Source organism: Microcystis sp. LEGE 08355 (assembly GCF_015207185.1).
Classification (GTDB): Bacteria; Cyanobacteriota; Cyanobacteriia; order Cyanobacteriales; family Microcystaceae; genus Microcystis; species Microcystis panniformis.
Genome location: NZ_JADEXI010000021.1, coordinates 1 through 20,255, shown reverse-complemented (window position 1 = coordinate 20,255; position 20,255 = coordinate 1). Strand labels below are relative to the sequence as shown.

Sequence of the window (20,255 nt, the reverse complement as noted above, 5' to 3'; positions counted from 1 at the left end):
ATAAATCCGAAAACAAACGATAGAAACAATAATGGGAGGGACTTTCAGTTAATTATTTATTAGTAGTTGATAATCTTCAAAAATGTTGCTGTACAAGGATCGACTTAAGACTTTTGCAAGAGGTCTAATTTAATTGGAAACACCTAATTCTTTTAGTCTATCCAGAGAATTTTTATACCAGGTTTGATTATTTTGTTGTTGATGAAGTTTGGCCGCTTGGCGAAAATCTTTAATTGCCTTTTCATTGTCATTTAATTCTTTGTATCTTAAACCGCGATTATAGTAGGGAACAGCAAAGTCAGGTTTGAGTTTAATCGCTTGATTGTAGTCCGCAATCGCCCCTTGTTTATCTCCTAAATTATACTTAGCCCATCCGCGATTATTGTAGGGAAAAGCAAAGTCGGGATTGAGTTTAATGGCTTGATTGTAGTCCTTGATCGCCCCTTGTTTATCTCCTAAATTATACTTAGCCCATCCGCGATTATTGTAGAAATCAGCATCATCAGGATTGAGTTTAATCGCTTGATTGTAGTCTGCAATCGCCCCTTGCTTATCTCCTAAATCAGACTTAGCAAGTCCGCGCCAAAAGTAGGTATTAGCATAGTCAGGATTGAGTTTAATCGCTTGATTGTAGTCGGCAATCGCCCCTTGCTTATCTCCTAAATCAGACTTAGCATTTCCGCGATTATTGTAGGCATCAGCATAGTCAGGATTGAGTTTAATCGCTTGATTGTAGTCGGCAATCGCCCCTTGCTTATCTCCTAAATTATAATTGCCCATACTGTAAATTGCTAGTCCGATCGCCCCCCCAAATACAATCATCCCGATGCCGTTATATAGCCATTTACGTTTAGTAGAAGGAGGTGAAACGGGACGAGATTGTACTACAGTTCTACTTGAGGGAGGATTATTCAACACTGTCAGAACTTCTGAAGCTGATTGATAGCGCTGACTAGACTTATCTTCTAACATCTTGTTGAGGAGATTCGCTAAAAAATCACTAATTGATCTTTTTTGCGATTTTAATACCGATTGCCATAACCATCGCCGCTGATCCACAGCATAGACTGGATCTGGCAAATTATTGTTACTTTGGGGGAAACATCCTGTTAATAAACGGACACAGGTAGCGGCTAAACTATATAAATCACTAGCGGCGACTGCACTGCCCATGATATGTTCATAAGCAGCATAACCCGGAGTATATAAACCTGTCCCCATTTGGGAAGTTTGCTCTTTAATTCCCCCAAAATCAATTAACATCAATTTACCGTCACTCCGACGACGCATCAGGTTATCCGGTTTGATGTCACGATGGATCAATCCTTTAGAATGGAGATAGACAAGGACTGGTAATAATTGCTGTAATATTTCCTTGATTTTCTGTTCACTAAATCTTCCTTCTCTTTGATACTCTTGAAGCAGGGTTTCTCCTTCAATAAACTCCTGCACTAAATAGAGGGAGTTCCCCTGAGAGAAATAATCATAAACGGTGGGAATTTGTTCGTGTTTTAATTCGTCTAATTTTTCCGCTTCTCTTTGAAATAACTCCTTAGACTTCTCCAGAGCAGCTCCCTGCATTTGAGCAATAAATTTTTTAATAACCCGGGGTTTTTCCTTAAAATTCAAGTCCTTAGCTTGATAAGTTCTACCGAATGCGCCTTCGCCTAATACTCCGACAATGAGATAACGGCTATGAAAAGAATATGATTGGCTAGTTTGGCTTAAATTTCCGCCACATCCTTGACAATAGCTATAATGAGTCGGATTTTGAGGATGGGAACATTCGGGATTGAGACAGTAGAGGATACTCATAAATCATCTGGAGAAATTTGATTAAGTACCTAAAAAAAATTGATGATCTCATTGAGAGAAGATGTGTAGGCTCCCTTAGGCGGTTACAAATCCCGTCAAAAAACCAAAATTAACAATCCGCCGTAACGCACCAATTCTATCATTAATTCTACCTGAATATCAAACAGGAACCAGAAGCCTGTTCCCCGGCAGTGGAAGTTAGGGGTTGCTAACAGGGGGAACAGTGATGACAAAGCGGATAACAGTTCCGATAACTGCTGTTGCCAAGATGGTGATTAATGCCCAAATTTGGGCTTTCTGGGAGCCTTTAATCTCTTTTAAATCACCTTGTAAGGTGTTGAATTCTCCCTGTAATGCCTTGAGATCTCCCTTGACTTCGGCCTCGAATCTGACTTGAACAATCTTGATCTCTGTGACATCTTTCTGGAGCGCGTCTAGCTTCTGATTGGTCTCTTTAAGATTCTGATTAATCTGGTCTAGGATTTTTCCTAAATCGGTTTCGATGGTGGGGCCGCTCATGGGTTAGACTCCTAATTAAGTGGTGCTGTTGTTTCTGACTTAGATTTCAGTGTTTGAACAAATTGTAAAACTTTTTGTTGCTTTTCCGGTGTCAGTTCTCGCCATTGTTTAAGTATTTCTTCTTCTTTACCCATAAATACCTCGCTCTTGAATTATGAATTGTTTGGTTTTGAGCGAGGCTCATTAAGTAGCTGGTTATAATTAAATTAAAAATGGATTTTAGGTTCGATCCCCCCTGCCCCCCTTGATAAGGGGGGTGCCGATCCCCCCTTAATCCCCCCTTGATAAGGGGGGCATCTGACAACTTTTAACGCCTACCTACTTAATAAAAACCACTCCAGACACAGAGGAAACAAAGATCATATCATTTTGGGTTTGCGGTGGACGTTGTAGAATAGAGAAAACCTACTACCCTGATAGATGCTATGCCCTCTCCTGCTATTACCACGATCATCAAGATGGTTGAGTCTCTGCCTGATGAGCTTCAAGAGCAGTTAGTAGAGTATGTTCGAGCTTATATTGCAGAAATTGAAGAGGAAAAACGATGGGATCAGTCGTTTAAACAGACGAAGAATAATCTAGTCGCAGCAGCACGGAAAGCCAAAGAAGAGATTGCGGCAGGATTGTCCGCACCGATGGATTATGAGCAGCTATGAATTCCGCGACATTGCCCTCATTTTGGCAGAAGTATCGCGACTTGAAGCCAGCAGTCAAAGCCGGAGCCAGGAAAGCATATCGGTTATGGGTAGAGAATCCGTTTCATCCATCGTTACATTTTAAGTGTATTGACAGCGACGAAGATATTTGGTCAGTGCGTGTAACGAAGAGTCATCGAGCTTTGGGAGTGCTGTCAGGGGATACAGTGACCTGGTTTTGGATTGGCGATCATGATGAGTACGAAAAGTTTTATTCGTAAAACACAGGAACTATAAGCCTATTCCACTCGAACTTTAAAAACCAACTTGCCACTCTCCTATACTTTTTAAACAGTATTTAGTATCACTCCCTCATAATGACATTCAATAAACTAGATAGCATAGCGACTTTTTTCGGAATTATCAAAGTGAGCAAGCGTAATTTTTTTGGCGAGGATAGAAGTTTTTCGAGGCAAAAAAACAGAACGTTGCTGGAAATATTCGCTAAAATATTGACGGTAGAGAGGACAACTCACTCGGCAAAACTTACCTTGTCGGTGAATTAGTCCGAGACTTTCTAGGTGAAAAGCGGCAATTAAATCAATTTCTATGTCTTTTTCTGCCATCACCACCTTAGCAAAGATAGCCGCTAAATTGCCCTTTAAGTATTGCAGATGCGAAAGTAAACGTTTAAGATGATCTGCAAAAATATTATTTTCCTCGTCAATAGAAGTAGCTAGAATGGTTTCTAGGGTACAATCACCCCGAGCAATATGATAGCAAGCAAGACGAATTAAATAGGGATTACCTCCTAGAAATATCCGTAATTTGTCGTAGTCAAAATTATGATCTAATCCCTGTCTTTTACTTAATTCTCGTACTTGTGCGCTGGTAAAATTAGGCAATTCGATCGGTAAACCAAGACTGAAAGGAGATTGATAGGTATCTGAGGTTTTATCAACCTCCTGTGCAGGGGAATAGGCAACAATTAAACGTAATTTTTGCCAGAGAGGTTTGTTTTTGCCTTCCTCGTGCCAGAGGTGCAGAATACTAAAAAATTCTTCCCTTAGCTGTGGATAGGATAAAAGATATTCAAGATCATCAAAGGCAAGCACTAAAGGGTGATCGAGATGGGAGAGAATATGCTTTTCTAGATAGATTTTACAGTTAATTTTACCCCCCAAGAAATCATCCCAATCCTGTGGGAGATGATTTTCTAAATCTAACTGGCGACTAATACTAACGCAAAGCCAACGCAGCCAGTGATTTAAATCTTGAAAAATTGAGCTTTCTGCTAACCGAAAACTGAAATAAAGTGTATGGTATTGCTGTTGTTGTGCATGATTAATAATTCTGGTTATCAGGGAAGTTTTTCCCATTTTTCTGGCTGCGTTAATCCGGATAAGACTACCCCCGCGCAAGATCTCTTGATAACAAGTCTGTTCTAGATTGTTTCTGTGAATATAAAAGGGGGAATTGAGGGGGACTTGTCCCTCTGGTAACTCAGGCAATAGTTGAGGATTAATAGTATCAGTTTCTGGTAAGTTAGGACGATAATAATCGCCATTTTCTAAAGTTAAATTAAAGGCTTGAAAACAATGTTTCAGGGTTTGTTTATCCACTCCCGATTCACAAGCAAATACCTTCATCAGAGTATCTACCCCTAAAAGAGTTTTCTCGCTGAGGACTTCTAGGGTGAAACGATGACCGCGATTATCCCGATACTCCGCTTCTTGTTTGGCAGTAAGTATTTTTTCTAGTCCCGTGGGGGTGAGGATAACCCCGCGTCTGCGGCGCTGTTTTTCTGGTTTTTCCATGATAGTTTTTCCCTGTCCTGAACTCAAACTCTGCACCCCTAGAGGTTTTGAGTTTCCTATAGACTTCTCCTCAACAGGGAAACAATCAATTCCGTAATTTTACCGGTTTAGCCATCGAGAAGCTAGGGAAAATAACTAGACCACTTATTTTCTTCTCCGTCTGAGTTATTTCTGGGATAGGGGTAAATCTTAGCCTACTTGCTGACGATAGCTATTCATTTCTAGGCTATCTTCCCCATAAAGATCCTCAATGTGTTGATGACAGCAATCGATCGCAAATTGCTCAAATTCTCCCGGTTCAATTTGATACATTTTGCCAAAAATATCGGGTTGAACACGACAAAATTCTGGTCTCTGGTCATAAATGGTACAGAGACGGGTTTGGCGATCAAAGTTTATACACCAACCTTCTTCCCCCACCATGCTGAGATATTGACTTAATTGTGCGGGAGTAAGATATTCTTCTAAGTCAGGACGCTCATCGGGATTTAGTTGACAACAAGCTCCACAATTTTTAATACATTTCCAATTGGCCATATAACCGGTGTGCCGCAATGAGTTAATCCTAGTAAGTAGGTAGGTGTTAAAAACTGCCAGATACCCCCCTTATCAAGGGGGGATTAAGGGGGGATCGAAGACAAAATCTATCTTCTATTCAATTAAAACCAGTTACTGACATACTAACTAGCTTACCAGCAATCAGTCCCAATTTTGCCTTCCAGCAGCAATTCCCCTCAAGAGTTTTAATCTCAACCTGCGATCGGGAATAAGAGCTTGATGAGCAAATACGGGAATAAATGGGCGTTGTAAGGGTCGAACTTACGGCATCCTGCTTGTAAGGCAGGCGCTCTACCACTGAGCTAAACGCCCGAATCAATTTCGTACTTTCTCAGTATAACATATATTTTCAAAAAAGTATATTATTTTTTTGAGCAAGTTAATTTTTTTCCGATGCCCTCTGGTCGAACTCACGATCGCATTACCCTAATTCTGCTGCCACCGATTGCGGGGGCGAGTTTTTTGGTCAGTGGCAGTGGTAAATTAACCCTGTTACTCTTGGCCAGTTATTTGTTTAGCGGATTCCTGTTTGGGCCGGATCTTGACATCCACTCGGTACAATACAAACGTTGGGGTTATCTGCGCTGGTTGTGGCTACCCTATCGTTCCATGATCCGTCATCGCGGTTGGTTATCCCACGGTTTATTGATCGGCACAATTTTTCGGTTATTTTACTTCGGTAGTTTTCTTTTACTAGCGGCGATCGTCATCATTCCGATCCTGCAAAGTTTCTGGGGTATAGACTGGGATTGGCGACTGTGGCCGCAGCAAGCGCTCGCCTTATGGCATCACCATCCCCAGGTAGCGATCGCTATTTTCCTGGGTTTAGAATTAGGAGCGATGAGTCATAGTTGTAGTGATTGGATCGGATCGGCCTATAAACGTTCTCGAAAAGTGGCTCAAAAACCGGTAAAAAAGAAAAAACGTTAATAGTCCCCGTCCACAATTTCTAATTATCCTTACTTTGATATTCTTGCCAAGTTTTCGGACTGATAAAGAGGGTTCCTTTTTCTTGCTGGTCGGGGAACTGGATATAATTTTTCTCTAAATAATCCTTGAGTTTCGGTGATTGCAGAAATTCCTTTTCAAATCGATAGAGGAAAACCAAATCTGGCTGTCTTTTTTCGATAACTTCTAGGATAAAATCCCCATCAAGATTCTGATTGATAAATCTCTTTCTGGTGATGACAGCAGTTTCGGGGGGTGTTTTCAAGAAATATTGATATATATAGTGAGGATTGTCGGTTAACAGAAGTTTATCGGAGTTTTTAAATTTTTCAAACACAGCTTCTGCTAAAAGAGGTTGATACCTTTTATTAAATTGAACATAGGCATTAATTGAGGGATCACGATTGGTGATTATTCTCAAGGTATTAAAGATAAATTGACCAGACAGGGGGATAAAAATCAGCATTTTGAGAACTAATTCCTGGGTTATTTTGCGATTTTGCCTAAATTCCCCGAGACTATCACTAATTTTTAACTGTTCGACAAATAAGGCAATTATCCAAACGGCAGGAAAAATTAAATGGATATAATAATAAGGCCAAATTGGGGCAACTGTGGCAAATCTAAATAGATTAGAACCTAACCAGACCAACGGCGGTAAAAGTGGTATTATATTGCGAGTAAAAACCATCGCTATAATAGCGATTACTGTGACGATCAGATAAATTGGTTCGTAGTTTAGGGCGCTTTGCAAGAGAGTCCATAAGGTGAGATTTTCTTGAGCGAAACTAGCGGCAACACTGACATGAGATTTAATGATATTTGCGTAGGAAAAAGGAAAAATAGTCAGGGAACCCAAGACAAAGACTAAAACGACAGCGACTGACCAAATAACAATATCAATGATTCTTTTAATAAAACTATTCTGTTGATTGAGAAAAATAATTAAAGCTACAGTTGGGATAATAGTAATGCCTGCAAGTTTAATTTGCAGGGAAAAAACGAAAGCAATGGCGCTGAGTAAATACAGCCCATACTTAAGCTTACCCGTGAATTGAAGGGCTTTAAAGATAATAAAAATACTTAAGATTGTAAAAAAAAGTGAGGGTAATTCCCGCAACATTGTCGTTGACAGGTTAATATACACTGGAGAGGTTGAGAGAATGAATACTGATAAACAAGAGGCCAATATTCCGCAATTAACTCTCAGAATTAAATAAAAAATTCCTAACATAATTGTGGACAAAGAAAGCACCATAAGGCGCGCCGCATGGATAGTAAATCCTGTCACGCTTAACCAACCATTTAGTAAAAGAGATAAACCCGATAAATGATCGTGCCAAACTTGTTCGTAGAGACGATAACCTTGTTTAGTGACGTAGGCAAGTACCAGGGCCACCGCTTCATCAAAATTAAGGATATAGGGATAATGAAGCGGGACTTTCCAGAAAACAATCCCCAGAAAAAAAACAGCAATGGCAATTAATGCCATTAAATCAAAACGATAAGATTTCTTATTCATAACTTTTTCTGGACAAGAATTGCTGCGTATCTTATCACAGATCGAGACACCAGTTATGGGTTAAAAAAGATACCAAGATTACTTTTCAGAACTACGCCCTAAATCTTTAGATCTATGATAGGCCGCCACCACTGCCTCAATAATTGTCGATCGAAAAGAGCCTTTTTCTAATTGTCTCACCCCAGCAATCGTAGTTCCTCCAGGGCTAGTGACGCGATCCTTTAATTCACCCGGATGTATGGCCGATTCTTTTAATAGGGTTGCCGTCCCTAAAACTGTTTCTATGGCCAATTGAGACGCGATCGATCGCGGTAATCCAGCCGCCACACCACCATCGCTTAAAGCTTCCACCATCAGGGCCACAAATGCCGGGCCCGATCCCGATAATCCCGTTACCGCGTCCATCAAAGCCTCGGGAACTTCCACCACCGAACCGACCGCAGTAAAAATATCTCTAGCTACGGCCAGATGTTCCGGTTCCGCATGACGACCGGCCGCCATCGCTGTAACCCCTTGTCCCACCGTGGCGGGGGTATTAGGCATCGTCCGGATGACGGGCCGATCGGGAAAGCCCATTTCTAGGCGATTGAGGGTAACTCCCGCTAAAATCGAGATAATTAGGGGTTTTTCGGGTATTCCTAGCAAACTATTCACTACTTGCTCTAAAATTTGCGGTTTTACCGCTAAGATTAACACCTCAGTTGCTCTAGCGGCTTCCCGGTTATCCTGACTGACTTGTACTCCGTAGGTATTAACCCAAAAGTTGCGCCGTTGGGGTTGGGGTTCACTGACTAACACCGTTTCGGGACTATAAATATTTTTTTTTAATAAACGGCTGAGAATGGCCTCAGCCATCACGCCGCCGCCAATAATTCCTAAACGAATAGACACAGTATTTTTTAAAGTAAAAAGTAAAAAAGAGAGATTTAGCTATCCTACCAAGAAAAAACGCATCCTCTCGATAAATCGATCGATTTCTAGCTTCGACAAACCTGACGAGAGGACTATGGAAGGATTCATTGAGCTAATCGACTGCTTTCGGCTCCCCAAGCAGGTGCGGAGGAAACGGTACGAGCCATTTTCGGGTTGTCGGCGATATCGTGAATAGTTCCGGAAAGGGTGCTAACTTTAACGCAGCTGGGGGTAAACAGGAAAATACTCTCACCGATGCGTTCTTGATGACCGTCAATTGCATAAGTGCCACCGGCGACAAAATCCACGGCTCTTTGTGCTTCTTCGGGATCCATGACGTTGAGATTTAAAACCACCGATTTGCGTTCTCTCAGGGTTTGGATAACTTGGGGCATTTCCTCGAAGGAATGGGGCTCGATCACGACTACTTCTGCATTATTGTTGTTAATACCTGGCATACCGATCACGTTGCTTCTGTTGAGTCCCATAGATGTGGCTGTATTGAGATTTAAAGGTTCGCGTTGACGACGATTAAGGGGTTCTTCTTCTTCGTTTTGATCCTTCTCTTGGGGGGAAAACTGTTCCCAATTCATTTCTTCGTAGTCGGTTTCATCTTCGTCTTCTGGTTGTTCGGAGATACCGACAAAATCTTTGAGCTTGGTAAAAATGTTGTTCACAGTCTAATGTCCTTCAAAAGATTTTTTTGGGTGGTCTTGTCTAGAGTCGGGGTTATTTATTGGCCTTTAACAATTCTTGCTCTCATTTGGTACAGGGGAACTATTTTGTTAAGGGTTCGTCATTTTAGTCGTCTGGAGGCAGCGGTTAGTTCCCTCTTTTCAGTTATCAGGTATCAGGGGGAATAGTTTTCAGGGATTGGGAAAAAGTCCATTCCCCATTTCTAACCACCAGTTTCTAGACTGAACGTTGTAATTTTAAGATATATTGTCACGGATTATTAAATTTTCTAGAGGTTTTTTCTGTAAATTTACGCCGATGGTTCAGTAAATGCGATCGCCAAAAATACCAGTTCCCACCCGGATCAAAGTGGCTCCGGCCTTGACGGCCAGGGGATAATCGTTAGACATCCCCATGGATAGATGGGGCAGGCATAAACTAGAGCTATTCTCGATTATTTGGGCTAAATCGCTGGTTTTTTCAAAGGCGGCTAACTTTTCCTCAGCCGATAATCCCTGGGGCAGAATTGTCATCAAACCTTGAATTTTTAGCTGTTGACAGTTGACTAAAGCGGGAAGAGCTGCTAAGAGTTCGGCCTTGTCCCAACCGAACTTATCGGGATCGGCGACAACTTTCACCTGTAGCAAAACTTGGGGATTAATCTCTAATTCCCCGGCCAGGCGATCGAGTCTTTGGGCTAATTTTAAACTATCGAGGGAATGGATTAAATCAAAAGATTCTAGGACTTTGCGGGCTTTATTTGCCTGTAGATGCCCGATAAAGTGCCAAGAAATATCTGGGAGGTCTTTTAGTTCTTGCTGCTTCGAGATTGCTTCCTGTAGCTTACTTTCGGCAAAATCTCTCACTCCTGCTCGGTAAGCTTGACGGATATAATCGCTCGATACCTGTTTACTGACGGCAATCAGACGCGTGCAGGGGGGTAGGGTAAGACGGATGGACTCGATACGACTAGCGATCGTCATGAACTAGACTGAAAAGGTTTGTTGATAAGTTTGGTTGAGACTGTTAAATTCTTGCACATTACTGCCCCGGCGCAAATTTCGCAGCCGGTTTTCCACTAAAAGACGAGCATCGGAACGACTAATCGGATCGAACGAGACTTTTTTTGGTCCCACCGTCACCAGAAAAAAAAGACGTTGGGCATAAAGAGTGGTGAATAATTCCCGATGTTCTTCTAATAGACACACTCTGTATAATAGACCGAAAGTGGGATGATTGAGATAGGTTTCGTTACTCATTCAAGCGATCGCTAAAGGAAAAGGATTGAGCGAACTAGAAAATTTTTCCACAAAAAAATCAAGCGGATGGCTCAAAAACAATTGATTTTTCGGGTGTTTCCCCTAGCCTGATTTTACCAGAATCCTTCAACGACAACTAACGATGCCAGTCTATGTCATGATTTCCTGAGTTTTCACTTTTTCCCTGTTAACGTGGATACATTTCGGTGACAAGTTGTCACCACCAGAAATTAGCTCGGCTGCAAAAATCAAAGATTTTCCCTTAGCTGAGGAGACTAGGAGACAAGAGGATAAAAAAGACAATAGACAAGTATAATACCCATAAAAGCTAAGATTATCTCAAATTTATCTGGGTTTTTAGAAATTTTAACCCGATAGCGGCGATCGGTGAACTGAAAACTCACATCTGATCACTGATAACTGATAACTGATCACTGAATCACTGATGAAATGCCCTAAGCTTGTATTAAGCCTTTTTTAACTTCAAATTCCTTTAACCTCAATCAATATGGATTTTTCTAGTCTTGTTGCCAGTCAGCTAAACGCCGGCGTTATCTGGCCCGAAGGAATCCTGATTATTACCCTGATGGTGATTTTAATCGGCGATTTAATCGTGGGACGAAGTGCCAGAAGTTGGCTGCCCTACGTTGCGATCGCTGGTCTGCTCGCTGCTGTGGTTGCTCTCTATTTTGCCTGGGACAATCCGAAACCAGTGGCCTTTTTAGGGGCTTTTGAGGGCGATAATCTCAGTATCGTCTTTAGGGCGATTATTGCTCTTTCTACCGCCTCCACAGTGCTGATGTCTATCCGTTATGTGGAACAAGCGGGAACCTCCCTAGCGGAATTCTTGGCCATTATGCTCACCGCAACCCTCGGGGGAATGTTCCTATCTGGCTCTAGTGAATTGGTGATGATCTTCATCTCCCTAGAAATGCTCAGTATTTCCTCCTATCTAATGACCGGTTACATGAAGCGGGATCCTCGATCGAACGAGGCCGCTTTAAAATACCTGTTAATTGGAGCTTCTAGTTCGGCGATTTTCCTCTATGGTGTTTCCCTTCTCTACGGTTTATCCGGAGGTGAAACCAGTTTAAGTGCCATTGCCCAAAAATTAACCGATGTTAACGGTGGTCAGTCCTTGGCCTTGGCGATCGCATTAGTTTTTGTGATTGCCGGTATCGCCTTCAAAATTTCGGCGGTTCCCTTTCACCAGTGGACCCCTGATGTGTACGAAGGTTCACCCACTCCCGTGGTGGCTTTCCTCTCGGTAGGTTCCAAAGCGGCCGGTTTTGCCCTAGCAATTCGCCTATTAGTGACGGTTTTCGGTCTAGTGAGCGAACAATGGCGGTTTATCTTTATCGCTCTAGCAATTTTGAGTATGATCCTCGGCAACGTGGTCGCCTTAGCCCAAACTAGCATGAAACGGATGTTAGCCTATTCCTCGATCGGTCAGGCGGGTTTTGTCATGATTGGTTTAACCGCCGGTACTGACGCGGGTTACTCTAGCATGATTTTCTATCTGTTAATTTACCTGTTCATGAACCTAGGGGCTTTTGCCTGTGTGATTCTCTTTGCTCTGAGAACTGGAACCGATCAGATCGCTGAGTATTCAGGACTCTACCAGAAAGATCCGCTGCTAACCCTCTGTTTAAGCATCTGTCTCCTCTCTTTGGGGGGAATTCCGCCTCTAGCGGGCTTCTTTGGTAAGATTTATCTATTCTGGGCTGGTTGGCAAGCGGGACTTTATGCCCTCGTCCTCGTTGGTTTAGTCACCAGTGTGGCCTCGATTTACTACTATATCCGTGTGGTCAAAATGATGGTAGTCAAGGAACCCCAAGAGATGTCCGACGCGGTGAAAAATTACCCCGTTATCAATTGGACTCTTACCGGGATGCGTCCCCTACAGGTGGGTATTGTCCTCTCCCTAGTGGCGACTTCCCTAGCTGGTATCCTTTCCAATCCTCTCTTTACCCTAGCGACGGATTCCGTCACCACTACCCCCATCCTACAATCGGCGGCCCTGGCGACGCACATTTCCCGGGCGAATTGAGAATCCCTGTTGATTTATCCTAGCTATTCTAGTCCTGTCTTAAGGTTGGGATAAATCAACCACCTTAAGACTTGTTCTAAGCTTAACCTGCTTTTTGCCTTACTCAAATTGGCCAAGTAGAAAACTCATTTCGTGAACAACATTCTCACTTGCTTTTAACGCTTCTTTTCTAATTGCTTGAATTTCGGTCATACTTTTTGCTATTCTCTGCTGTTGAGATTTGGGTGGAATAGGCACTAAAACTTTAGACAAATCATCTACTAAAATAGTAGGAATGGCATGACCTGTCATATACCTTTTAATCTGACGCAAAAAAAAGTCTGTTCGCATATATACTAATAAAAACAAAGGCTCGACTCCCTGAATATTTCTTAATACTGAAAATCCATTTGAGCAAATTGCTCCGTCTTCATCTTCCGTGATTAGGGCTGTTGCTTGGCGTGGTGTTCCTGTACTTGCTCCTGAAATTGCTGTAATAATATCACCTTTGTACAATCTATAAGTTGCACGAGATGGGGCCTCATGTGCCTTGATTATTTGTTGGGAAACAACTTGCATTGTACGATAATCAACATCGGAAATAGCTATATATCTAATTTCACTATCCCTAGCTAAACGAAAATCAGCCGCCTCTCTCAAAATATCGGCAATTTCACCTAAAGGTTTCGCTCCAATAGATTTTAGATGTTCTAATAATTTTTGGTCATTGGGTAAATAATGTTCGGCATCCAGTCTCGAATTGAGCAGGGTGTTTTTAACTGTATAAATACAATCGCTGTTTTGTGCAAATTCCCCATTGATAAATGACCTAAAAGATTGAGAAATATCATCTATATCATCGTCAACTATTGGCAAACCTGATTTTGTTCGGGCTATAACTCCCGACTCGTTGCGCTTATATATTGTTTGTCCTTTAACGTCATAGCCTATTTTTTTGATTTGTGCCATAAAACAAGAATCATTGTTTGCTGGTAATTTTTGAACTACTAAAAGTGATGTCTTGATTCCAGTGCCGTAGGGTACAAAGGCTTCCGACGGTATGGAAACAACCCCTAATATTTTTGTTTGGGAGCGCAACCAATGGCGAATCGGTCCATTAGAGATATTTTGTAATAAACCATCGGGCAGAACAATTGCCATGCGTCCACCTACCCGCAATAATTTTATAGATTTCTCAATAAATAAAATATCGGGCGACTGACCCGCTAAAACGGTTGGGGAAACTTCCCAACTATTGGACGCTGATTTATGCCATTTCCGGGCAAGAAGATATGATTGAAGAATTTTCTGGTCTTCTACTTTGCCTTTATTTCCGAAAGGAGGATTGGTCAAGATAACATCAAAAGAATTATTTAATTTTTCATCTTCGATAAGCGCATTAGTGCAGATAATTTCTGAACCTGTGCCACCTTCAAAAACTAAACGAATCATTCCCGAAAGGGCGACATCAGGATTAAATTCAATTCCTGTAATACTTTCTTGCACAAAAGTGGCTATATCGAACTCTGGGTTATTTTGTCGAACATGGTTTATTGCTTGAATTAAGAAACCACCACTTCCGCAAGCAGGATCTATAATTTTTTCGTTTGGTTTGGGGTCTATCATTTCAACCGCAAGGCGTACAATTGGATGAGGGGTAAAAAATTCTCCCCTATCTCCACGCTGGTGTCTATTTACAAAAGTCTGGAAGGCTTCACCTTTTATATCTCCAGATGTTTTAGTTAAATTAATGTACTGTAACCTGCCTACAATATAAGCAAGAGTCAAAGGTTTTAACTTGAATGTGTCATCGGTGAAAAATCCCCGATAATGATTATTGATTGAGGTAAATAATTGACTGAGACGCGACATAAATTCATCGTAATTATTGGCTACGATGGCTTTATATTCACTTGCTGTAACGCCAAAATTTACAGATTGCTTGGCAGATTTTTCATCATGAAGTTTGATGATGATTAGTTTAACCATCTCGTGAAAAATCTTGTCTTTGAGCATTCCTTCGTTGGCGTAAATATAATTATGGCACTCTTCAAAAACTGCGGAAAGATTGTTAGAAGGTCGTAATTCCTGAATTTGCGGGAGTTTTTCAGGTAACAGGCTGTCTTCGGAAAATAATAATCCTTGCTCTTTCATTTACTGCGCTTGATTTGACCGTTTTCCGTTGCGGGTTGTTGAATAGATAGAATATTTTTAGCCTCGACTGCATTCCTAGTAAACCAGTCTTTTAGTGGACAGAGATAATCGCTATCTTGATTAAACAAGAACTTGCCACTATACCTGATTATAGAATATAAATTAGAGTATGTCAAGAGATAAAAAATTCAGTTTAATGTTAACCAAAGTGAGTAAAAAAAGCTTAGAGATTGTTTATGACAGAAATTCGCAGCATCTTTCAATTTGACAACGCCAATTGTAGGGCTAATTCATGAATTAGCGCCAATTGTAGGGCTAATTCATGAATTAGCCCTACAGCTATTGACAATGCCAATTATTCAACCTTTTGATCAGGTGGAAGCGCTCACCTGACTCATTTTAGCTATACATTAAAACGGAATAGTAAAACATCACCCTCTTGAACAATGTATTCCTTGCCTTCACTTCTGACTAAACCTTTTTCTTTGGCTGCGCTCATCGTGCCACTATTAACTAAATCCTGATAAGACACGGTTTCTGCACGAATAAAACCCCGTTCAAAATCCGAGTGAATAACTCCGGCTGCTTGGGGTGCTTTCATACCAGAAATAATCGTCCATGCGCGGGTTTCTTGGGGACCAGTGGTGAGATAGGTACGCAGTCCTAATAACTCGTAGGTAGCTTTAATTAAAGATTTTAATCCCCCTTCTTCTACCCCTAAAGAACCGAGAAAATCTTTTCTTTCTTCTTCCGACAATTCCACTAATTCCGATTCCACTTGAGCAGAAACGATCACAACTTTTGCCTGTTCCTGTTGGGCAATTTGACGGACACTTTCTACCCAATCATTACCCGTGGCCAGATCATCTTCGCTAACATTAGCAGCATAAATAATCGGTTTCCGACTCAATAAACCGAGATTTTTAATTAATTCTTCTTCCTCTTTGCTTAAATCCACTTTTCGCGCCGAAATACCGTCATTAAGACAAATTAGGATTTTTTCAAGGATAACCAATTCTTCGGCGGCTTCCTTGCTATTTTTCGCCTGTTTCCGTAAACGTTCCACCCGCTTCTCCACCTGTCCCAAATCCGCCAGAGCTAACTCTAGATTAATCACCTCGATATCCCGGGCCGGATCCACGGAACCGGAAACATGAATAATATCATCATTATCAAAACAGCGCACCACATGAACGATCGCGTCCACTTCCCGGATATTAGCCAAAAATTGATTACCCAATCCTTCCCCGCGACTCGCACCCTTGACTAATCCGGCGATATCGACAAATTCAATCCGCGTCGGCACGATTTTCTCGGAATTAGAGATTTTAGCCAAAACCTCCAGACGTTCATCGGGGACGGATACCACACCCACATTCGGTTCGATAGTACAAAAGGGGAAATTAGCGGCCTCGGCCTTGGCATTAGCCACCAGAGCGTTAAATAGGGTCGATTTACCCACATTTGGCAGTCCCACGATTCCAGCTTTTAACATAAAAATTGCTTGATAAACATCATCCCGACCTCTCACTATATCAGGCTGCCTCTCGTTTTTGTGAATCCGGTTGATGAGAAAGACTCTCGATAGTCAACAGCTTAGTTAACATTTGCTGAAAAAATTTTTCCTGGAGGTAGGAGACTCCGATTCAGGATTCAGGAGACAGGAGATTATTTCTATTTATTCTCCCCATTTCCCCATTTCCCCATTTCCCCATTCCCCCATTTCCCCATTTCCCCATTTCCCCATTTCCCCACACCCACGAAAAACTTATTTAGCAAACCCTAGTTAACATTTATTCAAGTTCCTTAACTAAAAGTAGGCAAGACTTTACAAGAGATTGCGAGAATGGGATGTAATGCTTGAGACTGAGTTAGGGTGAAGAGTAGGAAAGAATACACCTGTAGCACTGGGCAAAATTATGGCAAGACAGGCCTTTCACTTCTAAATACGTCCTGAGAGTAATTTTCAGTGCTATGACAGTATATTTCCCAAGGGCGATCAAGTGTAAATATCGTCCAATCGCCACAACTAATCACTAAATCATTGTTGGGGGTATCTGTATGAATCAAAGTATCGGAGCAAACACCCGTAATGTGGCCCTTGTCGGCCCCTACTCCAGTGGAAAAACCTCCTTACTGGAAAGTTTACTTTTCGTAACAGGAGCGATCACCAGAAAAGGCAAAATCAGCGATCGCAATACCGTTGGTGATAGTTCCACCCAAGCGCGGGATCGACAGATGAGTGTAGAAGTTTCCGTTGCCCATAGTCAATACCAAGACCTAAATTTTACCTTTCTCGATTGTCCCGGTTCGATCGAATTTGCCAGTGAAACCTATAATGCCCTCGTCGGGGCCGGTGCTGCTATTATCGTTTGTGAACCGGTAGTCGATCGAGTTCTCACCCTGGCTCCCTTGCTAAAATTCCTCGATGATTGGGAAATTCCGCATCTAATCTTCATCAACAAGATGGATCGCTGTAATAGTCACTTTAACGAAGTCCTACAAGCTCTCAAATCCGTTTCTAGTCGTCCCCTCGTTCCCCAGCAATATCCTATCCGTCAGAACAACGAAATTATCGGATTCATCGATTTAATCAACGAACAGGCTTATCATTACCATGCTAACAGTCCCGCCGATCCTGTCGCTTTACCCGACCACCTCAAGGAAGAAGAACAGATTGCTCGACAAGAAATGCTGGAAACGATCGCCGAATTTGACGATCATCTTTTAGAAGAACTCCTCGAAGATATTAACCCCTCCCGGGAAGAAATTCTCCAAGACTTAAAACAAGAACTGGGAGCCGATCAGATAGTACCCGTGTTCTTCGGTATGGCGGAACGGGATTATGGTGTGCGTCATCTCCTCACCGCTTTAGTGGAAGAAGCGCCGGCCCCGACAATTACTGCCAACCGTCGCGGTCTCGATCCCAGTGCGGATGGAGATGCAGTGGTACAAATCCTCAAAACCTATTTTACTCCCCAGGGCGGTCGCCTGTCCCTAGCGCGAGTCTGGCAGGGAACCCTTAGCGATGGCATGGCCTTGAACGGTGTGCGGATTGGTGGTATCTATCGTCTCATGGGACAACAACAACAACCCCTACAGCAGGCCCAAGCGGGGGAAATTATCGCTCTCGGTCGTTTGGAAGGAATCGCCACCGGAGATGTGGTTAGCAGCGGCAGTCAAAAACCCGCTCTTCCCAAAGGATTACAGCTTAAACCCGTCTTTGCTCTCGCTATTGCCGCCGCAAATCGCAAGGATGAAGTTAAATTAAGTTCAGCTTTGACGAAACTGATCGAAGAAGATCCTTCCCTCTACTGGGAACAACACGGCGATACTAAAGAAGTGATTCTCTGGGGACAGGGAGAAATTCATCTGCAAGTGGCCCTCGATCGCCTAGCACGCAAATATAATCTACCGATGACCACCCATTTACCCCAAGTTCCCTACAAGGAAACGATCAAAACCAGCACTAAATCCCACGGACGTTATAAACACCAAACCGGCGGCCACGGTGCTTTTGGCGATGTGTACCTCGATATTAAACCCTTACCCCGGGGGGAAGGTTTCCACTTCCATGAAACCATCGTCGGTGGTGTCGTCCCCAAACAGTATATCCCCGGGGTGGAAACGGGAGTGCGGGAATATCTCGGTCATGGTCCGTTGGGTTTCCCCGTGGTGGATATTGATGTTACTCTCACCGATGGTTCCTATCACAGTGTTGATAGTTCCGAACAAGCTTTTAAACAGGCGGCCCGTCTAGCGATGACGGAGGGACTGGCTAAATGTCATCCGGTCTTATTAGAACCAATTCTATCGGTGACGGTTCTCGCTCCCTCAGAATACACCGCCAAGGTTTTACAGTTAATCAGTGGTAAACGCGGTCAAATTCAGGGTTTTGAAGCTTCTGCGGAGTGGAAAGGTTGGGATCAGGTAACGGCCTATCTCCCCCAAGCGGAAATGCACGATTTTATCGTTGAATTGCGTTCTTTGACTATGGGTGTCGGTTTCTTCCAGTGGGATGAGGATCACCTGCAAGAAGTGCCGGATAAACTGCGCGATGCGGTTTTAGCCATGCAGGGTAACGGTAACAAGTAAAGTATTCTTGGCTTTCACTAAAGTAGAGGGATAAATTGGCGAGAGATGGGCTTTTATTGGCTCATCTCTCCCTTTTGTAGCAAAAAATGACAGAAGGGTTCGATAAGATTCTCTCAAGTTTGTACTGTCTTATAAATTCTTGTCTGTGTAGTTAAATAATATTTCTAAGACCTTTTTAAGTTCGATAATTGGCAATGCCTGCTGTCTTCCTGTCACGGTTAAACTATGTGTAACACCGTAAAAAACATTTCTCATTATGTCTCTTTCCATTAATATATCGCCTTTTTCCTTTTGAAGTTTATTCTTATTTTCAAATTCTACATCCCAACACACCAATATATCAATATGATTGGCATCTTTTTTATTATTATTAATATCTGAATAAATGTCTTGTAAATTTCTCTTAAATTCTATCAAGATGTCTTTTCTTAGACTACTTCCATAATTTGTAAAAATTGTCTTATGTATTCCTAGTTGATTGTCATTTGAATAATATATATCTTGAGACTCTGTTAAATGATAATAGTACAAACCATCATAAACTTGATAGCCTGACAGTATTTTTAATTCATAGCCTTTCAGAAGATTCTTAGCAACAATTTCAATAAAAAGGCCAAGAACCTCCTGCTCTTCTAGGGGGGGTAAATACTTTTGAGTTAAAGATGATTCAAAGTATCTTTTTTCTTTCAATTTATCATTTAATTTTTCATAAGGTATATAAAAAGGATCGCTAATTCTTGTTCTAGTATCTCCTTCAACTATGTAGCGACGATATTTAATATAGTTTCTGTCTTTAAGTATCTCAAATACTTTATCCGATATCTGTTTCATTCGATAAGGACTAATTCCTTTTCTACCTGAGTCTAACTCCGTACGAATTGAATTATCTTTTATATCTACTAAAACCGTGTAGGGAAAGTAATTACTGTCATCAAATGGATGTATGCAAATTCCCGTAGGCATTCCATTTATTGCCAACCAGCATCCGTGTTCTATCTTAAAGTCAGTAGATATATCATTATTATGGAATCTTTCATTAAATTTATTGATAAAGTTCTTACTGGTAGCAGAAATTAAAATTCTTGCGGACAAGGGATTTTGGCTCTTCGTTACTCTTTATGCTAAATCAACAGACAAGATGCCAAGATAACATATAACCCAAAAATTCCGAAAGTTTCTAAAGCCATAGGCTCTCCGTTTTATTAGTTTAAGTTTATTGTTGATTCCCTCGACCACCCCATTCGTTGTCCTTTGCTCGAAATAACTAATGATTTCTCCAAACCAGTTTCGGATTGTTTGACAACTCTTGGTAAAAAC

At 41.8% G+C, this 20,255-nt stretch carries 17 protein-coding genes, 1 tRNA gene and 1 pseudogene; 4 read left to right on the top strand and 15 right to left on the bottom strand.

What is annotated here, in order from left to right; genetic code table 11:
* Window positions 1-129: 129 nt before the first annotated feature.
* From IQ242_RS01995 to IQ242_RS26635, 3 genes are all read right to left on the bottom strand, one after another.
* The gene (locus tag IQ242_RS01995) at window positions 130-1,815 is read right to left on the bottom strand and encodes a tetratricopeptide repeat protein (RefSeq protein ID WP_193958854.1); all 1,686 of its coding nucleotides are present in this window, start codon (window positions 1,813-1,815) and stop codon (window positions 130-132) included.
* A gap of 198 nt (window positions 1,816-2,013) precedes the next feature.
* Window positions 2,014-2,334 (bottom strand): hemolysin XhlA family protein, encoded by a 321-nt coding sequence (locus tag IQ242_RS01990; RefSeq protein ID WP_072926669.1) that lies wholly within the window; start codon window positions 2,332-2,334, stop codon window positions 2,014-2,016.
* A gap of 11 nt (window positions 2,335-2,345) precedes the next feature.
* Window positions 2,346-2,468 (bottom strand): hypothetical protein, encoded by a 123-nt coding sequence (locus IQ242_RS26635; protein ID WP_002762935.1) that lies wholly within the window; start codon window positions 2,466-2,468, stop codon window positions 2,346-2,348.
* A gap of 291 nt (window positions 2,469-2,759) precedes the next feature.
* Between IQ242_RS26635 and IQ242_RS01985 the strand changes: the two genes are divergently transcribed.
* Complete coding sequence (locus tag IQ242_RS01985) at window positions 2,760-2,990, top strand: hypothetical protein (protein WP_002775250.1); 231 nt, start codon at window positions 2,760-2,762, stop codon at window positions 2,988-2,990.
* A gap of 371 nt (window positions 2,991-3,361) precedes the next feature.
* On the opposite strand, the gene IQ242_RS01980 is transcribed toward IQ242_RS01985, so the two are convergent.
* The 3 genes from IQ242_RS01980 to IQ242_RS01970 all read right to left on the bottom strand — a co-directional run bounded on the left by IQ242_RS01980 (window position 3,362) and on the right by IQ242_RS01970 (window position 5,656).
* Window positions 3,362-4,786 (bottom strand): AAA-like domain-containing protein, encoded by a 1,425-nt coding sequence (locus IQ242_RS01980; RefSeq protein ID WP_193958853.1) that lies wholly within the window; start codon window positions 4,784-4,786, stop codon window positions 3,362-3,364.
* Window positions 4,787-4,975: 189 nt separating this feature from the next.
* Entirely contained in the window at window positions 4,976-5,323 is a 348-nt protein-coding gene (locus tag IQ242_RS01975; protein WP_193958855.1) for a YkgJ family cysteine cluster protein, read from the bottom strand.
* A 261-nt stretch (window positions 5,324-5,584) separates the two neighbouring features.
* Window positions 5,585-5,656 (bottom strand) — tRNA-Val (locus tag IQ242_RS01970).
* Between the two features lie 81 nt (window positions 5,657-5,737).
* Here IQ242_RS01970 and IQ242_RS01965 point away from each other — a divergent pair.
* Window positions 5,738-6,274, top strand: coding sequence for a metal-binding protein (locus tag IQ242_RS01965; RefSeq protein ID WP_193958852.1), 537 nt, complete (start codon window positions 5,738-5,740; stop codon window positions 6,272-6,274).
* A 19-nt stretch (window positions 6,275-6,293) separates the two neighbouring features.
* Here IQ242_RS01965 and IQ242_RS01960 read toward each other — a convergent pair whose 3' ends face one another.
* The 5 genes from IQ242_RS01960 to pipX all read right to left on the bottom strand — a co-directional run bounded on the left by IQ242_RS01960 (window position 6,294) and on the right by pipX (window position 10,660).
* The gene (locus IQ242_RS01960) at window positions 6,294-7,814 is read right to left on the bottom strand and encodes a glycosyltransferase family 39 protein (protein WP_193958851.1); all 1,521 of its coding nucleotides are present in this window, start codon (window positions 7,812-7,814) and stop codon (window positions 6,294-6,296) included.
* 78 nt (window positions 7,815-7,892) lie between these two features.
* On the bottom strand, window positions 7,893-8,705 hold the full coding sequence (gene proC / locus IQ242_RS01955) for a pyrroline-5-carboxylate reductase (RefSeq protein WP_193958850.1): 813 nt from the start codon (window positions 8,703-8,705) through the stop codon (window positions 7,893-7,895).
* A gap of 125 nt (window positions 8,706-8,830) precedes the next feature.
* Window positions 8,831-9,403 carry a cell division protein SepF gene (locus IQ242_RS01950; RefSeq protein ID WP_193958849.1) on the bottom strand — a complete coding sequence of 191 codons (573 nt, stop codon included), beginning with the start codon at window positions 9,401-9,403 and terminating at the stop codon, window positions 8,831-8,833.
* A gap of 321 nt (window positions 9,404-9,724) precedes the next feature.
* Window positions 9,725-10,384: a YggS family pyridoxal phosphate-dependent enzyme gene (locus tag IQ242_RS01945; RefSeq protein ID WP_193958848.1), complete on the bottom strand. Its 660-nt coding sequence runs from the start codon at window positions 10,382-10,384 to the stop codon at window positions 9,725-9,727.
* A gap of 3 nt (window positions 10,385-10,387) precedes the next feature.
* On the bottom strand, window positions 10,388-10,660 hold the full coding sequence (gene pipX / locus IQ242_RS01940) for a transcriptional coactivator PipX (protein ID WP_002733869.1): 273 nt from the start codon (window positions 10,658-10,660) through the stop codon (window positions 10,388-10,390).
* A gap of 508 nt (window positions 10,661-11,168) precedes the next feature.
* Here pipX and IQ242_RS01935 point away from each other — a divergent pair.
* Window positions 11,169-12,710: an NAD(P)H-quinone oxidoreductase subunit N gene (locus tag IQ242_RS01935; protein WP_052275392.1), complete on the top strand. Its 1,542-nt coding sequence runs from the start codon at window positions 11,169-11,171 to the stop codon at window positions 12,708-12,710.
* Between the two features lie 99 nt (window positions 12,711-12,809).
* Here the strand turns inward: IQ242_RS01935 and IQ242_RS01930 are convergent, their stop codons facing one another.
* A complete protein-coding gene (locus IQ242_RS01930; protein WP_193958847.1) occupies window positions 12,810-14,843 on the bottom strand; it encodes an N-6 DNA methylase in 2,034 nt (677 codons plus the stop codon).
* 403 nt (window positions 14,844-15,246) lie between these two features.
* Window positions 15,247-16,338, bottom strand: a complete 1,092-nt coding sequence (gene ychF, locus IQ242_RS01925; protein ID WP_185240067.1) for a redox-regulated ATPase YchF — start codon at window positions 16,336-16,338, stop codon at window positions 15,247-15,249.
* A gap of 566 nt (window positions 16,339-16,904) precedes the next feature.
* Between ychF and IQ242_RS01920 the strand changes: the two genes are divergently transcribed.
* Complete coding sequence (locus IQ242_RS01920) at window positions 16,905-18,938, top strand: elongation factor G (protein WP_193958846.1); 2,034 nt, start codon at window positions 16,905-16,907, stop codon at window positions 18,936-18,938.
* Between the two features lie 129 nt (window positions 18,939-19,067).
* Here IQ242_RS01920 and IQ242_RS01915 read toward each other — a convergent pair whose 3' ends face one another.
* Complete coding sequence (locus IQ242_RS01915; RefSeq protein ID WP_228020773.1) at window positions 19,068-20,030, bottom strand: hypothetical protein; 963 nt, start codon at window positions 20,028-20,030, stop codon at window positions 19,068-19,070.
* 34 nt (window positions 20,031-20,064) lie between these two features.
* Window positions 20,065-20,255: pseudogene (locus tag IQ242_RS01910) on the bottom strand (transposase); the annotation flags it as partial.